At 65.4% G+C, this 20,449-nt stretch carries 22 protein-coding genes and 2 pseudogenes; 9 read left to right on the top strand and 15 right to left on the bottom strand.

The features are described from left to right. Window positions 1-37 precede the first annotated feature (37 nt). Entirely contained in the window at window positions 38-2,560 is a 2,523-nt protein-coding gene (locus BH93_RS26180) for an ABC transporter permease (RefSeq protein WP_037172577.1), read from the bottom strand. Between the two features lie 53 nt (window positions 2,561-2,613). Then, entirely contained in the window at window positions 2,614-3,348 is a 735-nt protein-coding gene (locus BH93_RS26175) for an ABC transporter ATP-binding protein (RefSeq protein WP_032378575.1), read from the bottom strand. A 75-nt stretch (window positions 3,349-3,423) separates the two neighbouring features. Here BH93_RS26175 and BH93_RS26170 point away from each other — a divergent pair, with 75 nt between their 5' ends. Then, on the top strand, window positions 3,424-4,188 hold the full coding sequence (locus BH93_RS26170; RefSeq protein ID WP_032379378.1) for a deoxyribonuclease IV: 765 nt from the start codon (window positions 3,424-3,426) through the stop codon (window positions 4,186-4,188). Here BH93_RS26170 and BH93_RS26165 read toward each other — a convergent pair. The 5 genes and pseudogenes from BH93_RS26165 to BH93_RS26145 form a co-directional block, all read right to left on the bottom strand. Further along, window positions 4,166-4,888, bottom strand: coding sequence for a hypothetical protein (locus BH93_RS26165; protein WP_155290894.1), 723 nt, complete (start codon window positions 4,886-4,888; stop codon window positions 4,166-4,168). The genes BH93_RS26170 and BH93_RS26165 overlap by 23 nt on opposite strands. Window positions 4,889-4,944: 56 nt before the next feature. Continuing rightward, a complete protein-coding gene (locus BH93_RS26160) occupies window positions 4,945-5,460 on the bottom strand; it encodes a DUF309 domain-containing protein (RefSeq protein ID WP_052064938.1) in 516 nt (171 codons plus the stop codon). Window positions 5,461-5,470: 10 nt separating this feature from the next. Beyond that, window positions 5,471-6,663: pseudogene (locus BH93_RS26155) on the bottom strand (multidrug effflux MFS transporter). Between the two features lie 169 nt (window positions 6,664-6,832). Next, window positions 6,833-7,777: an aldo/keto reductase gene (locus BH93_RS26150; RefSeq protein ID WP_037172480.1), complete on the bottom strand. Its 945-nt coding sequence runs from the start codon at window positions 7,775-7,777 to the stop codon at window positions 6,833-6,835. A gap of 51 nt (window positions 7,778-7,828) precedes the next feature. Next, a complete protein-coding gene (locus BH93_RS26145; protein WP_037172483.1) occupies window positions 7,829-8,761 on the bottom strand; it encodes a DNA-3-methyladenine glycosylase family protein in 933 nt (310 codons plus the stop codon). 122 nt (window positions 8,762-8,883) lie between these two features. Here BH93_RS26145 and BH93_RS26140 point away from each other — a divergent pair, with 122 nt between their 5' ends. Further along, a complete protein-coding gene (locus BH93_RS26140; protein ID WP_037172485.1) occupies window positions 8,884-10,077 on the top strand; it encodes an MFS transporter in 1,194 nt (397 codons plus the stop codon). 112 nt (window positions 10,078-10,189) lie between these two features. After that, complete coding sequence (locus BH93_RS26135; RefSeq protein WP_037172488.1) at window positions 10,190-10,804, top strand: ribonuclease H family protein; 615 nt, start codon at window positions 10,190-10,192, stop codon at window positions 10,802-10,804. A gap of 17 nt (window positions 10,805-10,821) precedes the next feature. On the opposite strand, the gene BH93_RS26130 is transcribed toward BH93_RS26135, so the two are convergent. The 4 genes and pseudogenes from BH93_RS26130 to BH93_RS26115 form a co-directional block, all read right to left on the bottom strand. Next, window positions 10,822-11,706 carry a pirin family protein gene (locus BH93_RS26130; RefSeq protein WP_037172491.1) on the bottom strand — a complete coding sequence of 295 codons (885 nt, stop codon included), beginning with the start codon at window positions 11,704-11,706 and terminating at the stop codon, window positions 10,822-10,824. Further along, complete coding sequence (locus tag BH93_RS26125; RefSeq protein WP_037172493.1) at window positions 11,703-12,161, bottom strand: MarR family winged helix-turn-helix transcriptional regulator; 459 nt, start codon at window positions 12,159-12,161, stop codon at window positions 11,703-11,705. The genes BH93_RS26130 and BH93_RS26125 overlap by 4 nt, the downstream gene beginning before the upstream one ends. Next, a pseudogene (locus BH93_RS26120) lies at window positions 12,151-13,240 on the bottom strand (LLM class flavin-dependent oxidoreductase). The gene BH93_RS26125 and the pseudogene BH93_RS26120 overlap by 11 nt, the downstream one beginning before the upstream one ends. 86 nt (window positions 13,241-13,326) lie before the next feature. Continuing rightward, complete coding sequence (locus tag BH93_RS26115; RefSeq protein ID WP_037172495.1) at window positions 13,327-13,701, bottom strand: hypothetical protein; 375 nt, start codon at window positions 13,699-13,701, stop codon at window positions 13,327-13,329. A 195-nt stretch (window positions 13,702-13,896) separates the two neighbouring features. Here BH93_RS26115 and BH93_RS26110 point away from each other — a divergent pair, with 195 nt between their 5' ends. Beyond that, a complete protein-coding gene (locus BH93_RS26110; protein WP_037172496.1) occupies window positions 13,897-14,397 on the top strand; it encodes a GNAT family N-acetyltransferase in 501 nt (166 codons plus the stop codon). 219 nt (window positions 14,398-14,616) lie between these two features. Further along, a complete protein-coding gene (locus tag BH93_RS26105) occupies window positions 14,617-14,997 on the top strand; it encodes a hypothetical protein (protein ID WP_037172499.1) in 381 nt (126 codons plus the stop codon). On the opposite strand, the gene zapE is transcribed toward BH93_RS26105, so the two are convergent. Next, window positions 14,953-15,867, bottom strand: a complete 915-nt coding sequence (gene zapE / locus BH93_RS26100) for a cell division protein ZapE (protein ID WP_052064932.1) — start codon at window positions 15,865-15,867, stop codon at window positions 14,953-14,955. The two genes, BH93_RS26105 and zapE, sit on opposite strands and share 45 nt — an antisense overlap. A gap of 60 nt (window positions 15,868-15,927) precedes the next feature. Here zapE and BH93_RS26095 point away from each other — a divergent pair, with 60 nt between their 5' ends. After that, a complete protein-coding gene (locus BH93_RS26095) occupies window positions 15,928-16,470 on the top strand; it encodes a TetR/AcrR family transcriptional regulator (RefSeq protein WP_037172501.1) in 543 nt (180 codons plus the stop codon). Here BH93_RS26095 and BH93_RS26090 read toward each other — a convergent pair. Then, a complete protein-coding gene (locus tag BH93_RS26090) occupies window positions 16,458-17,345 on the bottom strand; it encodes an oxidoreductase (RefSeq protein WP_037172503.1) in 888 nt (295 codons plus the stop codon). The genes BH93_RS26095 and BH93_RS26090 overlap by 13 nt on opposite strands. A gap of 35 nt (window positions 17,346-17,380) precedes the next feature. On the opposite strand from BH93_RS26090, the gene BH93_RS26085 reads away from it, so the two are divergent. Continuing rightward, window positions 17,381-17,590, top strand: coding sequence for a DNA-binding protein (locus BH93_RS26085; protein WP_032378562.1), 210 nt, complete (start codon window positions 17,381-17,383; stop codon window positions 17,588-17,590). Between the two features lie 3 nt (window positions 17,591-17,593). Here the strand turns inward: BH93_RS26085 and BH93_RS26080 are convergent, their stop codons facing one another. After that, window positions 17,594-18,403, bottom strand: coding sequence for a pentapeptide repeat-containing protein (locus BH93_RS26080; RefSeq protein ID WP_037172583.1), 810 nt, complete (start codon window positions 18,401-18,403; stop codon window positions 17,594-17,596). 43 nt (window positions 18,404-18,446) lie between these two features. Next, window positions 18,447-18,830 carry an MmcQ/YjbR family DNA-binding protein gene (locus tag BH93_RS26075; RefSeq protein ID WP_037172505.1) on the bottom strand — a complete coding sequence of 128 codons (384 nt, stop codon included), beginning with the start codon at window positions 18,828-18,830 and terminating at the stop codon, window positions 18,447-18,449. 84 nt (window positions 18,831-18,914) lie between these two features. Here BH93_RS26075 and BH93_RS26070 point away from each other — a divergent pair, with 84 nt between their 5' ends. Further along, a complete protein-coding gene (locus tag BH93_RS26070) occupies window positions 18,915-19,676 on the top strand; it encodes a putative protein N(5)-glutamine methyltransferase (RefSeq protein WP_037172507.1) in 762 nt (253 codons plus the stop codon). Window positions 19,677-19,724: 48 nt separating this feature from the next. After that, window positions 19,725-20,426, top strand: coding sequence for a type 1 glutamine amidotransferase domain-containing protein (locus tag BH93_RS26065; RefSeq protein ID WP_037172508.1), 702 nt, complete (start codon window positions 19,725-19,727; stop codon window positions 20,424-20,426). The last annotated feature ends 23 nt before the right edge of the window (window positions 20,427-20,449 follow it).

Raw genomic sequence — 20,449 nt, 5'->3', positions numbered from 1 at the left:
GGTGTCGTTGCGAAATGCCCGGTCGGGTTCGGGAGTACTAGAGGTCTGCGATCGCCTCCAGAGGCTTCGTGCGAGCCGCCCGCACAGCAGGCCACAGTGCGGCCAGTACTCCTACGACGGCAGATCCCACCAACATGGACGCCACCTGTCCCCAGGGGACGGTCATGGTCCCCAGGCCCTCGTCGCGCAGGGTCTGCACGAATCCCCAGCCGAAGGCGATGCCGAGGACGACGCCCACGATCGCGCCGAACAGCGCGATGAGCAACGACTCGAGGTAGATGATGCGACGAACCTGTGGACGCTGCATGCCGATGGCCCGCAGCATCCCGATTTCTCGCCGACGCTCCACGACGGACAGGGCCAGCGTGTTGACGATGCCGAGCACGGCGATGACGACGGCCAGTGCCAACAATCCGTACAACACGGCGAGCAGGGTGTCGATCTGTTGTCCCTGACTGCCCTTGAACTCTTCGACGTCCTGAACCTGAACGACGACGAACGGCTTGGTGGCGGCCTCGAGGTCGGTGCGAAGGGTACCGAGATCGGTTCCCGGCACGGCCTTCACTAGCACCAGAAGATCCGACCGCGTGATGGACGGCGTCACTTTCTGATAGATGTCGCCCGAGACGATCCAGTTTCCGATCAGCGGATTGTCGGTGAACACCCCGGTGACGGTGACCGGCACCGAAGCCCCGTCGACGGTGTCGAAGGTGACCTGGGTGCCCACGGTCCATCCGCGGCCGGCGGCCTCGGTTTCCGATACCGAGAAGCCGTTGCTGTCGAGGTCTGCCGTGCCCTGGACCATCGACAGATCGAGCAGGCCTTCCGGCGAACCGTCGATGGCGGCTCCGTACTCCTCCTCGCCGGCGATCGTGACGAACACCGGGTGCAGAACTGCGGTTCGGTCCACGCCGTTCACTTGTTGCGCTGCTGTGGTGGCACCGGTCGGAACGCCGATCGACTGGGGGCCCGAGAGGATGTAGTCGGCCTCCACACCGGTGTCGACGAGCGAATCGACGCTGGCTTTCGCAGTGGATCCCAGCACGCCGATCACGGTGACGAGCATGAGGCCGAGCATCAGAGCGAAGGCGGTGGCCGCGGTGCGACGCGGGTTGCGCACCGAGTTGGTTCTGGCCAGCCGTCCTATCGCTCCGAACGGACGGGTGATGACGGCACCGAGTGCACCGACGATGGGCCGCGACAGGGACGGTGCGGCCAGTGCGGTGGCGACGATGAGTGCGACTGCACCTGCCCCGACCGTCGCGGCCGCGGCTCCGCCGGTCGACTGTGCGCCGATGACCAGTGCAGCCGCACCGGCGATTCCCAGCCCGACACCGACGAACGTCCGAGTGCGCAGGGTGTCGCCGGCCGAGGCGAACTCCTCGCGCATCGCGGCGACCGGCGGAATCTTGGCTGCTCGACGCGCCGGTGCGTATGCGCTCAGGACGGTGACGATGATGCCCACCGCGAAGGCGACGGCGACGGTGCGGGGTTCGAGTGCCAGTGGCCCCGACGGCAATCCCAGATCGAAGGCGTTGAGCAGAGCGCGCAGGCCGTAGGCCAGCCCGACTCCGCCCGCGAAGCCGAGGACACTGCCGATGACGCCGACGACGAGTGCTTCGAGTACCACCGAGCGGCTGACCTGGCCGCGGCTGGCCCCGATGGCCCGCAGCAGCGCCAGCTCACGGACTCGCTGGGCAACGATCATCGAGAACGTGTTGTAGATGATGAAGGTACCGACGAGCAGTGCGATTCCGCCGAAGGCGAGCAGGAAGTAATTGATGAACGACAGGGCCGACTCCACCTCGGCCTGGGTCTCTTCCTGTACGTCCGCGGCCGTCTGCACCTTCAAGCCGGGGAGCGCCGCGGAAATCTCGTCCCGCAGATCGCTCTGCGTGAGCCCCTGTGCGGTGAGATCGTTACCTGCGACGTCGATGTACTGCACGTGGGCCCCGTCGGTGAACAACTCGTTCGCCTGGCTCTGCACGAACTGGATTCCGATGTACCCGCCGGATTCTGTTGCAGTGGAATAGATTCCGGAAATCGTGATATCGGTGATGCCCTTGGACGGCACGAGCACCTGGGTGGCGTCGCCCACCTTCAACCCGGCGCGCTCGGCACCGCCGGCATTGATCGCGACCTGACCGGGAGTGGTGGGAGCCGAGCCTTCGACGAAGGTGGTCGGGTCTCCGAGTCGTTGGTCGTCCGGAAGGTAGGACTCGCCGATGGTCGGTGCGCCGCCGGATTGCACTGCGGCACCGTCGGTGCCCAGCAGTACGAGCTGTCCGCCGGCGTACGGCGATACGGCGCGCACGTTCGGCAGGGCAGCGATTGCCGCGATGTCCTCGTTGGGCACGCCGCTCGAGCGCGCGTCCTCGGGACTCACCCGTACGTCTGCGCCCTGTGCGGTATCGGCGAACAGTGACGAGAAGGTGCGCTGGAGGGTGTCGGTGAACACGAACGAACCAGCGACGAATGCCGTGCCGAGTACGACGGACAGCACCGTCAGTGCCAATCGAACCTTGTGTGCAGCAAGGTTTCTCAGTGACACCTTGCGCATGGGATTGCCCGCCGGCTTGTGTCGTTGAGTCTTGTTGGAGACAGAATGCGCCATTATCGGACCGTTTCCAGCTTCTTCATCCGCTCGAGTACGGCGTCGGCCGTGGGCGAGTTCAGCTGATCGATGACGGCACCGTCGGCGAGGAACACGACGCGGTCGGCATAGCTGGCTGCGCGTGGATCGTGGGTGACGATGACGACGGTCTGGTCGAATTCGTCTGCGGCAGTGCGCAGAATCGACAGCACCTCGCCGGAGGAGCGAGAATCCAGGTTGCCGGTTGGCTCGTCGCCGAACACGATGTCGGGTCGGCCGGCGAGCGCGCGGGCGCACGCCACTCGTTGTTGCTGCCCGCCCGAGAGTTCGCTGGGGCGGTGATCGAGGCGATCGCGGAGGCCGAGTCGGTCGACGACGGTGTCGAGCCACCCCTGATCCGGGGCGCGGCCCGCGATGTCGAGTGGCAGGGTGATGTTCTCCAGCGCGGTCAGCGTGGGCACCAGATTGAATGCCTGGAACACGAATCCGATTCGGTCCCTGCGTAATCCGGTCATCTCCTTGTCGGAGAGCGCCGTCAGCTCGGTGTCTCCGATGGTCACCGTGCCCGACGACGCGGTGTCCAATCCGGCCAGACAATGCATGAGGGTGGACTTGCCCGAACCCGACGGGCCCATGATGGCGGTGAATTCTCCGCGAGCGAACTCGACGCTCACCCCGGACAGTGCGTGCACCTGGGTGTCCCCGGAGCCGTAGACCTTCGATACGTCGACCGCGCGCGCGGCAATGTCGCTCATACGCTCCAGTGTTTCAGTGTTCTGCGCCGGTTGCTATCAGGGGAGACCCTGAACACGACCCCTATGATGGACGTCATGCGCATCGGAGCACACGTCCGCGACAGCACCGACCCTCTCGGTACCGCCGAGGCGCTCGGCGTCGATCTAGTCCAGATGTTTCTCACCGATCCGCAGAAGTGGAACAAGCTCGAACCACACCCGCAGGGTGAGGCTCTGCTGGCCGGCTCGGTCGATGTGGTGGTGCACTCGTCGTACGTGCTCAACGTCGCGAGCTTGAACAATCGGATTCGCATCCCGTCCAGGAAGGCCGTCGTCGAGCAGGCGGCTGCCGCAGCCGAGATCGGGGCCATCGGGCTGGTCGTCCACGGCGGCCACGTCCGCGAGGGCGAGGATACCGCCAAGGGAATCGACAACTGGCGCAAGCTCTTCGAGCGTCAGGCCGAGCAGGGCGGCTTCGCGGTGCCGATCTTCGTCGAGAACACCGCGGGTGGGGATTCGGCGATGGCGCGTCACTTCGACGACATCGCCCGGCTCTGGGATGCGATCGGCGAGTTCGGTGCCGGCTTCTGCCTCGACACCTGCCATGCGTGGGCCGGGGGCGAGGATCTCGTCGACGTCGTCGACCGCATCAAAGCCATCACCGGACGAATCGATCTGGTGCACCTGAACAACTCGCGCGACGAGTTCGACTCGGCCAGAGACCGACACGCTAACCTCGGCACCGGAACCATCGACGCCGAGATCCTGACCGCCGTCGCATTGGCCGCCGACGCGCCGGTGATTCTCGAGACGCCGCCCGAAGGCATCGAGGACGACGTCAGGCTGCTGAAGAGCCTGTAGCCGCGGCTGCCGTCGTTGTCAGGTGATGGACGGCTACCGACCACAGTCGGATCAGCTCGTCGACTTCCTGCAGTTCGCCGGCCCAGCTGACCCGTGCCACCGCGGTGCCGGCGTCCGTGACAGCAATCCTGACATCGATCGCGTATCCGTCCTTCGGCTCCGTCGATGTGTGGTCACGCACGATGATCTGCGCCCCTGCGCGTGATGCGAGCGCGGGATAGTTGCGGGTGAGCGCGTAGTCGCGGCCGCCGTTCGGCACCGAGTCCAGTTTCCTGGAGACATCGTCGACGAGGTTCTTGCCGTGCGTGGGCACGGCGAGCGCGTCGGTGTGGACGGCGGGGAGGCGAACCGGGTGCACTGCGCTCGTGGCGTCGAGATCCAGGTCGACCAGCACGCCGGCCGACGAGCCACGTCGGTTGTTCCGCTGCCACGTGCACACCGCCGACCCGAGCGCCGCGAGCAGCAGGGCATGGGGGTGGTGAGGGCTCTGGGGAAGGTCGAGCGTCACCGAAGCCTGCTCGGAACGACCCGATGCCGATCGGGCGTCGAGCAGAGGCCGCTCGGCGGGGGTCAACACGGCAACCCAGTAGGGAACCTGTTCGGCGACCTCGGTGCACAGGGTGCGTCCGAGCTGAGCTGGGCTGATGGTCTCCCCTGAGAGTCCCTGTCGTGCGACTCTCAGCGGTGCGAACACGGTCACGCCGACGAACCCCACTTCCGGTGCAGATTGTCCTAGCCTTACCTAATTCTCTCAGGCTAGCTCGAGCCGGAATCGGGTGCCGGCACACCCCGGCGGGGATCGGTGGCGCGCAGCATCGGAACACCGGGGGAGACCGGCAGGGTTCCGGTCTCCAGGTCGTCCAGCAGCCCTTCGGACCAGGCCAACAAGCCGCTGACGTCGACACTGTGCGGTGGGTCGGCCTCGAAGCCGATCAAGCGATCGTGTCCTTGCCGAAGCAGCGACGCGGCACCGATGCGATTGCCGCGGAGAAGGTGCGTCAGCCCGACGGCGAGTTGGGCGAGACCCTGCCACAACGGACGCTCGTCGGTCGGGCAGCTCTTCCACGTGCCCTCGAGTACTTCGTGTGCGTGGAACGGCATGTTCGCATCGAGAAACTTCTGTGCCTCGACGAGAGCTGCGCCGGGCGGAAGTCGTACGTCGTCGGGCACGCGTGGGGTTCCGCTTCCACCGCGGGCGAGTGGCCGCCCGAGACCGTCGCGAGGCCTGGCATTGAGGGGTTTACCGCGCGCATCGCGCTCGCGTTCGGTCATGGCGGTCACCCTAGTGGGTGGGTGCCACTCCCTCGGCCGGTTGCGGCGCAGACGACCGCGCGGTGATGACGCCCAGGGCGATCAGTGCTGCAGCGGACGTCACGACCATCGTCGTGGACACGGCCACCGCATCGTTTCCGAGTGCGCCGACGATGGGCGCGACGATGGCACCGAGACCGAACTGCGCCGCTCCGAGGAGTGCAGCAGCACCACCGGCGGCCTCACCGTGCCGAGACAGGGCGAGTGCGGGAGCGTTGGGCATCACGAATCCGACGCCCCGAGCACGAACCACAGCGGGACGACGAATCCCGCCATACCGCCGGTCCCGGTCACCGCCAATGCCACCATGACGCCGCCGGCGACGACGCCGAACGACAGTGCCGACAGGACGATCTGTACCGGTGCGAAGCGTCCGAGCAGCAGGACGTTGAGCTGGGACGCGCCGATCAGGGAAATCGCGCCTGCAGCGAAGACGATCGCGAACTGCTGCTCGTCGAGGCCGAACTCCTCCTGCAGCACGAACGACGACCCGGCCACGTAGGCGAACAGCGACGACATCGCCAGTGCGGCGACCAGGACGAGTACGACGAACTGGGCATCACGCAACAGCGAGCGGTAGGTGCGCAACACCGGCATGACGCCACTGGCTCGACGACGCTCGGGTGGCAGGGTCTCGCGCAGCGACACGATCGCCAACGTCAAAAGGCCGACGCCCAGGATCGCCAGCGCTGCGAAGACGAGACGCCATGATCCGACCAGCAGCACGGCACCGCCGAGCGACGGAGCCAGCACGGGCGCGACGCCCATGACGAGCATCAGACGCGACAGCACGGTGGCGGCAGCGCGGCCGGTGAACAGATCGCGCACGATGGCCATCGCCACCACCGCTGCCGCCGCAGCTCCGAGACCCTGCACGACGCGTAAGCCACCGAGCACGGCGATGTTCGGGGCCACGATGCAGGCCACGGAAGCGAGGATGTGCACGCCGGTACCGACGATCAGGGGAAGCCGTCGCCCGACGATGTCCGACAGCGGCCCGATGACGAGTTGTCCGAGGGCGAGCCCGACCAACGTGCCGGCGAGCGTGAGCTGCACGGCGGACGACGGAGTGTTCAGGTCGTCGGCGATGGCCGGTAGAGCCGGCAGGTACATGTCGATGGTCAGCGGACCGAGGGCGATGAGCGCGCCGAGTACGAGAATCACCCGCAGGCGCTCCCGCGACGTCGGCTCGGTCACCGGAGCCGAGGTGTCGGTCACCGGCGTGCTGGCTACGGCTGTGTTCGTTGACGACGTGTTCGATGCTGGGGCCACCCGAAGGTCAGCAACCGGGGAACTCGTTCTGTTCCCGGTTGCTGACTACAACTTTCGTGTTCTATGCCACGGCGTCGGACAGAACCGTCAGTTTCTCGACTTCCTGACTGGTCAGAGCCAAAGCCGGTGCGTCGAGCAGGGCGGGCAGCTGAGAAATCTTGCTCGCACTGGCAATGGGCGCAGTGATGCCCGGACGAGCCAGCAGCCAGGCCAGTGCAACGCTCGAAATCTCCGCGGATCGCGATTCGGCGATCTCACGCAGGCCCTGCACCACATCGAGCCCGGCATCGGAGAAGTATCCCGTGGTCAGCCGCTCGCGCTGTTGGCCGGCCAGGTCCTCGCGGGTGCGGTACTTGCCCGTCAGGAATCCGGCAGCGAGGGAGAAGTAGGGAAACACGCCGAGGTCGTGATCGACGGCCAGCTTCTGCAGTTCGCCCTCGTAGTCGCGGCGGGCGACCAGGTTGTAGTGCGGTTGCAGCGCGATCGGAGCGGCGAACCCGTTCTCCTTCGCCAGTTCGAGCCACTCGCGCACCCGCGCCGGGGTGTAGTTCGAGATGGCGACATAGCGAACCTTGCCAGCCGTGACCAACTCGTCGAACGCGGCGAGGGACTCCACCAGCGGGGTCTTGTCGTCGTCGTAGTGCGCGTAGTAGACGTCGATGCGGTCGGTCTGCAGCCGGGCCAGCGACGCGTCGGCCGCGGCTCGGATGTTGTCCGGGGCCAACCCACGGAACTCGGGATGTTGGCTGACCTTGGTGGCGATGACGACGTCGTCGCGGTTGCCGCGGGCAGTTATCCAGTTGCCGATGATCGTCTCCGACTCGCCGCCGGAGTTGCCGTCGGCAAAGGCCGAGTACGAGTCGGCGGTGTCGACGAAGTTGCCTCCACCGGCGGTGAAGGCGTCGAGAATCTCGAAGGACGCAGCCTCGTCGCTGGTCCAGCCGAAGGTGTTCCCGCCGAGGGCGAGCGGAAAGATGTCGAGATCGGACGTGCCGATGGCAACCACGAAGTACTCCTTACGTTGGCGAACAACTCGACTGTACGAGCAGCCGAGGGCTCAGTGCCACGTGTGATCCACCAGAGCGGTTCGCGGACCGAACTTCGGCTTGGTGGCCTTCCCACTCAGGTACAGCAAGCGAATCGCGCGATGCCGATGCGGAGCCAGGGGCCGCAGGTACTCGACCATTTCGGCGTCGTTGATGGGCCTGCCCAACAGCGACCAACCCACCACCGCAGCCAGGTGATAGTCGCCGACCGATAACGCGTCGGGATCCCCCAGGGCACGCTGCGCGGTCTCTGCCGCGGTCCAGATACCGACGCCCGGGATCGCCCGCAGCCTGCGTTGCGCATCCTCGGGTGTCATCGTCGACGCCTCCTCCAGGCGTCCGGCCGCCTGCGCGGCGCGGACGATGGTCTTCGACCGGGCGGGGTCGACGTTGGCGCGGTGGTACTCCCACGAGGGGATACGACGCCACACGTCGGGTGCGGGGAAGACGAACATGGGCTTGGGAGTCGGCCCCGGTGCGCTCTCGCCGAACTTGCTCACCAGATAACGCCACGAACCGAACGCCGAAATGCCGTGTACGCGTTGCTCGATGATCGCCGGGATCAACGCCTCGAGTACCAGGTCGGTTCGGCCGAGACGCAGATGCGGCAGCTGCCGGTGTGCCTCTCGCAGAATCGGGTGCTCCGGTGCGAATGTGCTGGCATCGTCGCCGTGGCCGAGCAGCGCGGGCACCGCGTCCAGCAGTTCGAGTGCGCCGGGGCCCCATGCTCGGGCCTGGACGCTGGTCGGCGACGCTTGGGTCAGACGGTAGGTCACCGGACCCGACTTCATCCGCGACGTGCGCCAGATTCCGCCGTCCGGCGTCGACTCGTAGGTGGGATCGCCGCGGCCCCGACGCAACGGCGACAGCGACATCCGCACGTCGAGCCGCTTCTCGGACGTGACGACGCGTACGGTTCCGCTCGACCCGGTGGCGTCGGACATTGCGGTTCGTCACCTCCCGGACTGTCAGGACCAGCGTCGACGGTGTATCTCTGGCAGAGCCCAGTCAACACCCTCGGCGGAGTCGACGGGAAATATCGTGTACCCGTACAAGGAGGACAACCGTGACTCGATCGAGGGCAGCATCGTTCGTCGGGGTCGCATTCGCGTTCGTCGTCGCGATGATGGGCACGACGATGCCGACGCCGCTCTACGCGTTGTACGAGTTCGAATTCGGGTTCTCGGTATTCGTCGTCACGTTGGTGTTCGCCGCGTACGCAGTGGGCGTGCTCGGGGCACTGTTGGCCTTCGGTCGCTGGTCCGATTCGCTCGGTCGACGTCCGATGTTGTTGGCGGCGATCGCTTTCGGTCTCGTCAGTGCCGTGGTGTTCGTGACCGCGGACTCATTGACGGCCCTGGTGATCGGGCGCGTGTTGTCCGGTGTCTCGGCCGGGATCTTCGTGGGTACCGCCACGGTGACCCTGCTCGAACTGGTTCCCGAATCGTGGCGTGATCGGGCTCCGGCGATCGCCACGGCCGCCAATATCGGAGGTCTGGGTCTCGGGCCGCTGGTGGCAGGTCTGTTGGTGGAATACCTGCCGCAGCCCTTGCGGCTGACGTTCTTCGTCGACATCGCGCTGCTTCTCGTGGCGGCAGTTGCTGTGTACTTCGCGCCCGAAACCGTCCGAGTCGTCGCCGGTGCGCGTCCGCACGTGCAGCGTCTGTCCGTTCCGGTGGAGGTGCGCGGCACGTTCTTGCGCGCTGCGGTGGGCGGTTTCGCAGGGTTCGCGGTACTGGGGTTGTTCACCGCCGTCTCACCGGGATTCATCGCCGGTGTGCTGGGGATCGACAATCACGCGATCACAGGTGTGGTGGTGTTCGCCGTCTTCGCCGCGTCCGCGACCGCCCAGATCACGCTGCGCGCAGCCGATCCCACCTCGGCTCAGCGCTGGGGATGCCTGGTCTTGGTGTTCGGTCTGGCGCTGCTTGCCGCGTCGTTGCTACTGACGTCTCTGGTCGTGTTGGTGTGCGCGGCGCTGCTCTGCGGAATCGGGCAGGGCGTGACGTTCAGCAACGGGATGGCCGCGATCGGTGCGCAGCTTCCGCCGCACCGGCGCGCCGAAGTGACCTCCACCTTCTTCGTCGTGCTCTACGTGGCGATTTCGGTCCCGGTGATCGGTGCCGGGGCTGCGGCGACGGAGTGGGGCCTGGTGACTGCGGGGCTGGTGTTCTCGGCGCTGATCGCGGCGCTGGCAGCGGTGGCGTTCGTGCTGCTCACCGTCGACGGCCGAAGGGCCACGGGTACCGGCACGTCGTGACCCGGTTCGCCGAGATCGGTTCTCAGCACAGCGCAGACGATCACCAAGTAACTCGATGGCGGTGAGCGAGTCACCCGGAGTTTGTCGGTGGCCCGACGTAGGGTCTGAGACCGTGATCATCGTGAGTACGGACGGCTCGTGTCTGCGTAACCCCGGCGGAGCAATCGGGTGGGCGTGGGTCAACCACACGGGGCCGAGCAACTCCGGTGGTGAGCCCTCGGGCACCAACCAGGTAGCCGAGCTCCGTGCCCTGCTCGAGGCAGTGCTGGCCCACCCCGGGCCCGAACCGCTGTTGATCGAGTCCGATTCTCAGTACGCAATCAAGTGTGCGTCCGAGTGGCTCGCCGGCTGGAAGCGCAAGGGTTGGAAGACGGCGAGCGGCACTCCGGTACGCAACCTCGAGCTCGTGCAGAACATCGAGCGGGCCATCACCGATCGTGAAGGACCCGTCCGGTTCCGGTGGGTCCGTGGACACGTCGGCAATCACTTCAACGAAGCAGCCGACGCCTTGGCAGGCGAAGCTGCCAGGGCAATCGCAGCAGCGGGAGCCAACGCCGGGTCCAAGCCGGCCGTGACCGCACCGGCCGTGACCGCACCGGCCGTGACCAAGCCTGCCGTGACCAAGCCTGCCGAGGACGAGCCTGCCGAGGCCGTGCCCGCTGTGACCCAGCGCCGCAAGAGCGCAGCTCCGCGGTCGTCGGAGCCGGAGATCGCGACGCTGTTCTGACGGTTTGTGCTCGGCAGTCAGCCGCGAGGTTTCATGCGGGCGTTCGGAAGTTCGGGCGCATGGAGCCGCGGCCCGGGATAGCCCTCGACGGTGCCGAACTGACCGTTCTCGGCCTCGTAGGCCGCTCGATACTCGACGACGTCTTCGTGGCTGCGGCCGACGAAGTTCCACCACATCACGATCTGCTCGCCGAACGGCGGACCGCCCAGTAGCAGGAACCGAACCGGCTCCTGCATCGAATTGTGCAGGTGCAGTTCGTGTTCACCGGGTTCGACATAACCCAGTTCGGCAGCGCCTAGATCGACATCGGCCAGGGTCACCGATCCTCGGTCGACGATGATCCCGTGCTCGAACGTCGGGTCGACTTCGAGAGTGACCCGCGCGCCGGCGTCGAGCACCATCTCTGCCCCGAGCAGTGGGGTGTACGTCGACACCGGTGAGGTCTCGCCGAGCACGGTGCCGAGGAACACTCGGGCGGCGAGTCCGGGTGCAGTGACCGGTTCCGGCACGTAGTGCTCGAATGTCGGTGCCACAAAACGGGATACGGCCGGAAGAGCGACCCACAACTGCATGCCGTGCAGGATGTCGGTCTGCGGGGTGGAGACCTCGGAGTGACTGATGCCATGCCCGGCCGTCATCAGGTTCAGTTCGCCCGGCCGAACCATGGCGTGCGAACCCACACTGTCGCGGTGCTCGATCTCGCCCGAGAACAGCCAGCTGACCGTCTGCAGTCCGGTGTGCGGGTGCGGTGCGACATCCATGCGCGAGCGCTCCGGGCCGTAGTGATCGGCGAAACACCATGCGCCGATGAGGGATCGATCCTTGTGGGGCAGGGTGCGACGAACCTTCATGGCGCGGGGACCGCCGAGTGGAACTTCACGAGGGGTGAGGACCTGGATCATGTGTGCTCCCGGATGTCGGTCTGGGCGAGTCTGAGCTTGGTGCACAGACTTCGGAGTGTCTTCAGCTCGTCGGCATTCAGAGCGTCGCCGACGTAGCGCCTGATGCGGGCGGCGTGTTTCCGTCCGATGTTCGTCTGCACGTCCGCTCCCGTATCGGTCAGGCAGATGACCGTCCCGCGTTTGTCCGACGGATCAGGTTCTCGGGCAACGTAACCCAATGCTGCAAGGCGGTCGCACATCCGACTGAGCGACGGTTGGCTGAGCAGGATCTCGTCGTTGAGTTCGTGCAACCGGAGTCGGCGGTTCGGACTGGTACTCAGGGTGAACAACACGTCGTACTCACGCATGCCGATCGGATCCCAGATGTCGTCTGCGGTGAACCGGCGCATCAGCGCGACCTGGGAGCGAAACAGCGCCTCCCAGGCCTGGATCGACAACTCGGTGTCAGACGGCAACAGCTGCTTCTTTCTCCGCCAGCATCGACGCGTGAGTCGGGGGATTCTCCGGAACACCCTCGGGGCGTCGGGCAGCGAATTCTCTGCGCAGTACCGGCACCACGTCCTCGCCCAGGATGTCGAGCTGTTCGAGCACGGTCTTCAACGGCAGACCGGCGTGGTCCATCAGGAACAGTTGACGCTGGTAGTCGCCGAAGTAGTCCGCGAATGCGAGCGTCTTCTCGATCACCTGCTGCGGAGATCCGACGGTCAGTGGGGTCTGCTCGGTGAAGTCCTCCATGGTGGGGCCGTGGCCGTAGACGGGTGCGTTGTCGAAGTACGGCCGGAACTCCTTGACCGCGTCCTGGCTGTTCTTGCGCATGAACACCTGACCACCCAGGCCGACGATGGCCTGGTCGGCACGGCCGTGGCCGTAGTGCTCGTACCGTTCGCGATACAGGTCGATCAGCGCGATGTAGTGCTCCTTGGGCCAGAAGATGTTGTTCGCGAAGAAACCGTCGCCGTGATACGCGGCGATCTCTGCGATCTCCGGGCTGCGGATCGAGCCGTGCCACACGAACGGCGCAATGTGGTCGAGTGGGCGCGGCGTCGAGGTGAACCCGTCGAGGGGGTGCGGAAGTTGCCCTTCCAGCTCACGACGTCCCGGTCCACAGTCGTCGGAGGAGTTGGTAGTTCTCCAGCGCGAGCGGAATTCCCTGACGGATGTCCTGGCCGAACCACGGGTAGACCGGACCGGTGTTGCCGCGACCCATGATGAGGTCGACGCGTCCCTCGGACAGATGCTGGAGCATCGCGTAGTCCTCGGCGATCTTCACCGGGTCGTTGGTGGTGATCAACGTGGTCGACGTGGACAGAATCAGCTTCTCGGTCCGGGCCGCGATGTAGCCGAGCATCGTCGTGGGCGACGACGGCACGAACGGCGGGTTGTGGTGCTCGCCGGTAGCAAAAACGTCGAGGCCCACTTCTTCGGCATGTTCGGCGATGGTGACCATCGCGCGGATGCGCTCGTGTTCGGTGGGCGTCACACCGGTCGTGGGGTCGGTGGTGATGTCTCCGACGGAGAAAATTCCGAACTGCATGGTGCGCTCCTACCCGAACAAAAGTTCATGCGTTTGCATCGACTACGCCGTACAACCGACGTGCCGTTCGGGCTATTCCGTGTCGATCACCGGACGAGCGACGCGGTTCCGCCGAGCGAACGCACGTCGTACGACTCGGCCGCGCCGTGCTGCTCGGACGACCCGCCGTGCACGGTGTACAGCACTGCATAGGAGGTGAACGTGACGTCTTGGCCGTCCTCCGCGTCGATGTTGATCCGCGGCAGAACGATGAGTAGGTGGGTCCGGTTGCCGTCCGAGAGAGTCTTCACGAGGGTGCGCACCTCGAATCCCAGATCGGAGCGGGTGACGTCCGTGGATTCCAGCGTCTCACCACTGAGGACGAGCTGCGCCGCCCAGACGCCGGCGGATCGATGGGCGTCCACGGTTCCGGTGATGTCGTCGCCACTGAACTCGTAGTGGTTCGCTGCTGTGAAAGGCATGGTCACAGGCTATGCCCGGGCGGGTGAAAAAACTTCGAAAGAATTTCCCATCCGATACCCATCCACCCGGTGACGGGCCCCGAATGGTCAATGAGACACCCGCTGCTGCTGTCGCCCCCGACCGCCGTCAGTAGTGGGTGTCTCCCTTAATTTGTGAGCCCTCGTCGGCCCGACTCTTTCCCTAGCATCGACGTCATGGCGTTTCGCATCGTTCCTGTCACGGCCGAGTCCTGGCCGCTGTTCCGCGCTCTTCGGCTCGAGATGTTGGCAGACTCGCCGAAGGCGTTCGTCGAGACTCTCGATGCTGCGTCGCGACAATCGGATGACGACTGGGTGCGGCGAGCCGCCGAAACCAATTCTGCGTTCTCGTGTGGCTTCGCCGCGGTGGACGACGCGGGTCGGTGGGTAGGAATCATGCGGGCGCGGGTCGAAGACGGTAGGACATTTCTGCTGGGCGTCTACGTGACGCCCCTCCTCCGCGGCGAAGGCCTCGCCGAAGCCTTGCTGCTCGAAATCGAGCGTTGGGCCGGCGAACGCGGGCACGACCAGCTGACGCTCGAGGTGCACGAGCACAATCGACGCGCCCAGGCCTTCTATCGGCGCAGGGGATTCAGCGCTACCGGTGAAAGAGTTCCCTACCCTTTGGCTCCCCATGAGTTCGAAGTCGTGATGATCAAACCGCTCGGTGCGGAGTAGGTCTGCCGCGCTCTATCGGAGGAGCGCGATTCGCTGCTCGTCGAACGTCGTCATGGTGGTCGGCACATCCCTGGTTTTGTTGTGCTGAAGTAGTTCTTCGGTCCGATCGCGCGGATGCGGCAACTACACCGAACGCGATAGTCGCGCGACTTCGATGACCGTACCGAGCGTGGAACGCCCTTCGCTGAGTTTCACGCCGACGGCACTTAAGCTGCCCGTGTGTCCAAGAAAGACAACACGTCGGCGATCGAAGTGCAGACACTGCTTCGGCAGGATCGCAGAGATCTCGCCGCCCGGTTGCTCGTCTCCGCCTTCGTGCCGGTGATCGACGACCCTTACCCGTTGATGACGGGCGCGCGGCTGGGTGAATCGCTCGCCCGTGACGCCGGAATCCGAGTCAGTACTTGGTCCTGGAGCATCCGCCGCAATCCCGACGCCACCCTCGCGCGGCTGATTCTCGAACTGGTTCTGCTGTGGGAAGGAGCCGGACTGGCATGCCGCGGGCTCGCGCTCGACGGCAACGAGGTCGTTCTCCTGGCTCGCGGCGAAGAGCTGTTACGTACCGGCGGCGTCGACGCTGTCCGCCGTGCGCTCGCGTGAAGAAGACCCCAATTCGCTGAGTCGACTGACCAACCGATCGGTGTCGAGACCGGAACACCCGACGGCAAATTCGTGCAGCGGGACGAGAGCGTGGAAGTCGGTCCGTACGTCCCGGTCGTACAGGACATCCACGAGATTCGCGAAGCGCTGAGCGGCGAATTCGTCGACACCCGCAAGAGCCGGAATCTCGGTGACCGTCAAACTCGTTGCCGTCTCGATCATCTGGAGGTAGTCACCTGTCGAACGAGCGGCGTAGCACAACTCGGCAAACGTATGACCACCCGAGACCGGCTCGAGACTCCAACTCCCCGACGCGAATCGCGATCCGCTGGCGCCGGCGGAACGGTAGTCGACGGGACCGTCGACGCAGACCACGTCGAGTTCTTCCTTCAGTTTCTCGATCGTCGGCAGGAACGTCGGGTGGAACAGCGGATTCGGCAGCAACTCGTCGGGCGCGTAGTTCGAGGTGACGACCAGGACGACTCCGCGAGCGAAGAGGGCGTCGAGCATGCGGGTGATGAGGCGGGCATCGCCGATGTCGTGGACGTGGAATTCGTCGAAGCACAGCAGTGATGCAGGAGAGGATTCCGTCGACAGGATGTCGTCGATGGCCGCGTCGATCGAGAAGTTGCGGCGAAAGTACGCCGCGTGCAGGTCGCGGAAGAAGCTGTGGAAATGGACGCGCTTCTTGGCCGTGACGTCGACGTTGTCGAAATAGGTGTCGAGCAACCAGGTCTTACCGCGTCCGACCGGCCCCCACAGATAGAGGCCCTTCTTGCCGGGCGTGGACAGCGCGTCAGCTGCTGCGGCCTGGGCATCGTCCAGGATGAAGTCGGTGTCGAAGGTGCATCGCGGTGCAGTCGGCCTCATGAACCGAACCGTACTCCGACAGGCTCTACATTTGTAGAGTGCGTGTGTAGGCTCACGCCCATGGATCGTCGAACTGCCATCGCCGACGCCGCGCTCGGCGTCGTTGCTCGCGATGGTCTGCGCGCGTTGACCCACCGCGCGATCGACTCGACGCTCGAGTACCCGGCCGGGTCCACGTCGTACTACTTCCGAACCAAGTCCGATCTGCTCGCTGCGGTGGCCGCCAGGCTGGTCGAGCTGTCGCACGCGTCGTTCGTGGACATTGCCGACCACGAGACCGATGTCGCCACGGTGGTGGGGCAGTACCTCCACCGTGCGCTCACCCATCGCATGACCGAACTGCGGGCTCGTTACGCCCTGATGCTCGATCCTGCTGTTGCGCAGGATGTTCGGGATGTCCTGGCCCGCTCGTTCTTTTCGCTCGAACTGGCCCGCGAACTGTTCGACGAACCCGCTCACGGCGACGGACTCGTCTCGCTCTGCGAGGGCTTGGTTGCCGACGTGGTGTTCGGCCGTCGGACATCGAATACCGTTGCAGCGCTACGGTATCCGATCGCCGTCTACCTCGAGGGTGCTAAGGGGGCGGAGAATCAGAGCGGGTAGCCGACTCCGGTCAACTTCTCGCTGACGTCCCACAGCTTCGCCGCGAGTGCGGGATCCTGTGCCATGCGAGTCATCGACGCCGGGCCCGGCTTGCCGCGTGACTCGAACAGCGACGTGGGGCCGCTGTAGGTGCCGCCGCCTGCGACGTCGACGGCATAGATCGTGGGAAGTGCTCCGGCACGGGCGGATTGCGAGATGAACTTCAGTCCGATGGGTGCCAGTGCCGCCAGGATCTTGTTGCTGCCCAAGCCGTCCGGGCTCGAGTACAGCTCGGTGGAGGAGATGCCGGGGTGCGCAGCATTGCTGGTCACCTTCGATCCGGCCTTGTCGATCCGGCGCTGCAATTCCAGCGCGAACAAGATGTTCGCGAGCTTGGAGTTCGCGTACCCACGCTGAGCGCTGTAGCCCCGCTCGAGCTGGAGATTGTCGAAGTCGAGTTTGGGGCGCTGACGGTGCGCGACGGACGCGATGGTGGTGATCTTCGCGTCGTCGGCGAGCTTGGGAAACAGCAGGCCGGTCAGGGCGAAGTGGCCGAGGTGATTGGTGCCGAGCTGAAGCTCGAATCCGTCCTCGGTCTCGGTCCGCGAGGCCGGCATCATGACGCCTGCATTGTTGATCAGTACGTCGATCGACTCGGGAGCCGACGCGGCATATTCCCGCACCGAGGCCAGGTCGGCGAGATTCAGGGTCGCCGTGTCGACGGTTCCGTTCGGTGCCTCCGCTCGGATCTTCGCCGCTGCGGACTCGGCTTTCTCCTGGTTACGGCAGGCGAGCGTCACATGGTCGCCACGGTTCGCGAACTCCAAGGCGGTGAAGTAGCCGATACCGGTGTTCGCTCCGGTGATGACAACGCGTCTCTGCTTGGTTTCAGGCACGGCGTCAGGCTACCGGTCTGCTTTAGGATGCGCCCGTGAGCACAGCAGAAACCGATGAACATCCGGCCTTTCCGAAGGGGACCGGAAATCCTGCGTCTCGGGCGTTCCGTGCGGCGGGCTACCTGTGTCTGGACGACCTCGCAGGTGTGTCGGCGGCAGAGTTGAGAAAGCTGCACGGTGTAGGTCCGAAGGCGCTCACGGTCGTCCAAGCAGCATTGGAGCAGACCGGTAGATCACTCGGCTGATGGTCAGGCCCAGTGGCTCGGACGGGTCAGGGATTCGGGTAGCCGTGTCGCTCGGTCACCCCGTGCGGCGTTGATCTGGAACTGCGTGGCATAGATGCTGCCGCGCAGGTCTGCGCCTCTGAGGTCGGCACCGCGAAGATCCGCACCGATCACGTCCGCCAGTCGCAGGTCGGCCCCGCGCAGGTCGGCTCCGATGAGGTAGGTGCCGCGCAAGCTTGCGCCGCGCAGATCGGCACCGGCAAGCTTCGCGCCGATCATGTCGCGTCCGCGGTAGTTCGTCTTCTTGCCCACGACCTCGGCGCGCACCTGGTCGCCGGCATCGAGCAGCACGTCGTTGATACGCGAGCGCAGGACGGAGATGTCGACCGACATCAGGATCTCGGGAGTCGCCGAAGTGAGCGCATCCAGCTCGTCGTACTCGCAGGCAAGCCGGGTGTGCAGGCTTTCGGTCGACGTCCGGCCACGCGCATCCGCCAGATACCAGAGCAGTTCGTGCAGATCACGCATCACCGGAAAGACCGCGAACATCTCCGACGCGTTCGACGGCTGCTGCCGCCAGTCACGTCCCTCGAACGTGGACTGCGACACCTTCTGGCCCGCACCGAAACAGTCGTACACCGTGCACCCGGGAAAGCCCTTCTCCCGGAGCGACGAGTGAATGCCGCACCGCGAGTCCTCCAGGAGGTTGCGGCACGGTTCCCCAGCGGCCTTGTCCATTGCGAAATCCGATGACTTCGCGAAGGGCAGAGCGACGCAACAGAGCCCGAAACAACTGCCGCAATCGGCCAGCAAGTTCTCGCTCGGGGCAGCCATGCGTCCACTGTGTCCCTCGGCGTGCGTCAGCGTCAAACGAGATTCACTCGGGTAGATCGAGCAGTGCGACGAGCTTCTTCGGTGCCCGGTTGCAGTAACTCTCGGTGATCAGCTCGCCGAGTTCCACGCGGTCCACGGAGCCGTCGAGTTTCATGCCGATGATCTCGGGTCCCCAACCCGGAGCGAAGAAGCCGTCCCGCTTCGACAATGCGTCGAGTTCGATTCCGCGAGAACGGAAGATGAGGACATGGGCTGGGCCGTCGGTGCCTGCGGCCTTCGCGAATGCCGGCGGACTACCGTCGCGAATCTCGAGTAGGTGGGCAAACGTGCGACCGCGTATCCGCCAGCGCTCACCGACCCAGGCCTGTTCCTCGTACGTCTCGGGCAGCGCCAAGCACATTCGACGGACTGTGGCATCCCAGCTCATCGCCCTCTCCTTTGCTGCGACATACCGGGCTACAGTATTTCAGCGGGGTAGCTGGGCGCACAGCAATCCAGGAGGTCGAGCGCGTTGGAACCAGGGTTCGACGAGGTGGTGCCCGCGCTGCGCGCTGCCGGGTGTGTGTTCGCCGAGGAGGAAGCACACATCCTCGTCGAGTCCGCCTCGAACCCGGCAGAGCTCGCCCACATGCTGGGGCGACGCATCGCCGGTGAACCGCTCGAGCACGTCGTCGGGTGGGTGTGGTTCTGTGGTCGACGCATCGCCGTCGAACCGGGTGTGTTCGTTCCCCGCCGCCGCACCGAATTCCTCGTCGAATGCGCTGCAGCACTGCATCCTTCGACGCTCCTCGACCTGTGTTGTGGTTCCGGTGCGATCGGCCTGTCGGTTCCGGGCGTCACCGAGTTGCATGCGGCCGATGTCGACGCCGCGGCGGTGGAGTGCGCCGAACGCAACCTGAATGCCGTCGGAGGTACGGTGCACCGCGGCGACCTGTTCGACGCGCTGCCGCCGGAGCTGCACGGCAGATTCGACGCGATAGTCGTCAACGCCCCGTACGTTCCGACGGGCGAGATCGGGCTGATGCCGAGAGAGGCGCGACTTCACGAGCCGCGCATCGCACTCGACGGCGGCGTGGACGGTGCTCGTCTCCATCGGCGGGTAGCGGCGCACGCCCACGAGTGGCTGGCTCCGCACGGCAGTCTGTTCATCGAAACCAGTGCCCTGCTGGCGAATTCGACGTTCGAGGCCATCCACGAGGCCGGGTTCACGGCCGGTATCAGCGAATCCGAGATGTTCGACGCCGTTGTGGTGATCGGGTCGACGAGCACGTAGCGATCCAGCGCGTGTTTCGATCGCGGGTCTTGGTGGCATTCGTCGACCATGACTACATTGCTGTTCGCGGTAACCGCTGCCGACCACTGGACATTGAACGACGGAAGCAAGCACCCCACCGGGTACTGGGCCGAAGAGCTCGTCGAATCCCACCGCACCTTCGTCGACGCGGGATGGGACGTCACGGTGGCCACGCCGGGCGGCAAGGCACCGGTCGTCGACGAGGGCAGCCTGGCGGTCGACGCCAACGGCGGTGACGAGCAGAAGGTGGCGGATCAGAAGAGCTACCTCGCGTCCATCGAGTCCATTCTGTCCTCCCCCGCAGTGCTGGAGGAGCAGAAGGCGTCGGACTTCGACGTCGTGTTCGTTCCCGGCGGTCACGGACCGATGGAGGATCTCGCCGTGTCCGAGAGCTTCGGTGCGCTGGTGGTCGACTTCCTCGACGCCGACAAGGTGGTGTCCGCGGTGTGCCACGCGCCGGCCGCCCTGCTTCCTGCCGTGCGTTCCGATGGATCCTGGGCGTTCGACGGATACGAGCTCACCGGCTTCACCGACGAGGAGGAGACCCAGGCCGGGCTCGCAGACAAGGCCCCGTGGCTCCTCGAAACCCGGTTGCGTGAAAACGGTGCGAAGTTCGAGAATGCTGACGCATGGTCGCCGCATGTGGTCGTCGACCGAAACCTCTACACCGGACAGAACCCGGCCTCGACGCGTCCGCTCGCGGAGAAGCTGGTCGGCGCACTGAAGTAGTCGTCCTGATGTGAAGACGGTGG

The organism is Rhodococcoides fascians A25f (genome assembly GCF_000760935.2).
Classification (GTDB): Bacteria; Actinomycetota; Actinomycetes; order Mycobacteriales; family Mycobacteriaceae; genus Rhodococcoides.
Note: the sequence above shows the minus strand (reverse complement) of the source record. Positions and strands in the feature narration are given on the sequence as shown.

What these genes read in the sequence shown, in the direction of transcription:
- BH93_RS26160 (WP_052064938.1), bottom strand. Translation starts at nt 5,460, where the DNA reads ATGACCGAACGCGAGCGCGATGCGCGCGGTAAACCCCTCAATGCCAGG.
- zapE (WP_052064932.1), bottom strand. Translation starts at nt 15,867, where the DNA reads ATGAGGCCGACTGCACCGCGATGCACCTTCGACACCGACTTCATCCTG.
- BH93_RS26110 (WP_037172496.1), top strand. Translation starts at nt 13,897, where the DNA reads ATGGCGTTTCGCATCGTTCCTGTCACGGCCGAGTCCTGGCCGCTGTTC.
- BH93_RS26095 (WP_037172501.1), top strand. Translation starts at nt 15,928, where the DNA reads ATGGATCGTCGAACTGCCATCGCCGACGCCGCGCTCGGCGTCGTTGCT.
- BH93_RS26180 (WP_037172577.1), bottom strand. Translation starts at nt 2,560, where the DNA reads ATGCGCAAGGTGTCACTGAGAAACCTTGCTGCACACAAGGTTCGATTG.
- BH93_RS26130 (WP_037172491.1), bottom strand. Translation starts at nt 11,706, where the DNA reads ATGATCCAGGTCCTCACCCCTCGTGAAGTTCCACTCGGCGGTCCCCGC.
- BH93_RS26170 (WP_032379378.1), top strand. Translation starts at nt 3,424, where the DNA reads ATGCGCATCGGAGCACACGTCCGCGACAGCACCGACCCTCTCGGTACC.
- BH93_RS26065 (WP_037172508.1), top strand. Translation starts at nt 19,725, where the DNA reads ATGACTACATTGCTGTTCGCGGTAACCGCTGCCGACCACTGGACATTG.
- BH93_RS26080 (WP_037172583.1), bottom strand. Translation starts at nt 18,403, where the DNA reads ATGGCTGCCCCGAGCGAGAACTTGCTGGCCGATTGCGGCAGTTGTTTC.
- BH93_RS26175 (WP_032378575.1), bottom strand. Translation starts at nt 3,348, where the DNA reads ATGAGCGACATTGCCGCGCGCGCGGTCGACGTATCGAAGGTCTACGGC.
- BH93_RS26075 (WP_037172505.1), bottom strand. Translation starts at nt 18,830, where the DNA reads ATGAGCTGGGATGCCACAGTCCGTCGAATGTGCTTGGCGCTGCCCGAG.
- BH93_RS26115 (WP_037172495.1), bottom strand. Translation starts at nt 13,701, where the DNA reads ATGCCTTTCACAGCAGCGAACCACTACGAGTTCAGTGGCGACGACATC.
- BH93_RS26145 (WP_037172483.1), bottom strand. Translation starts at nt 8,761, where the DNA reads ATGTCCGACGCCACCGGGTCGAGCGGAACCGTACGCGTCGTCACGTCC.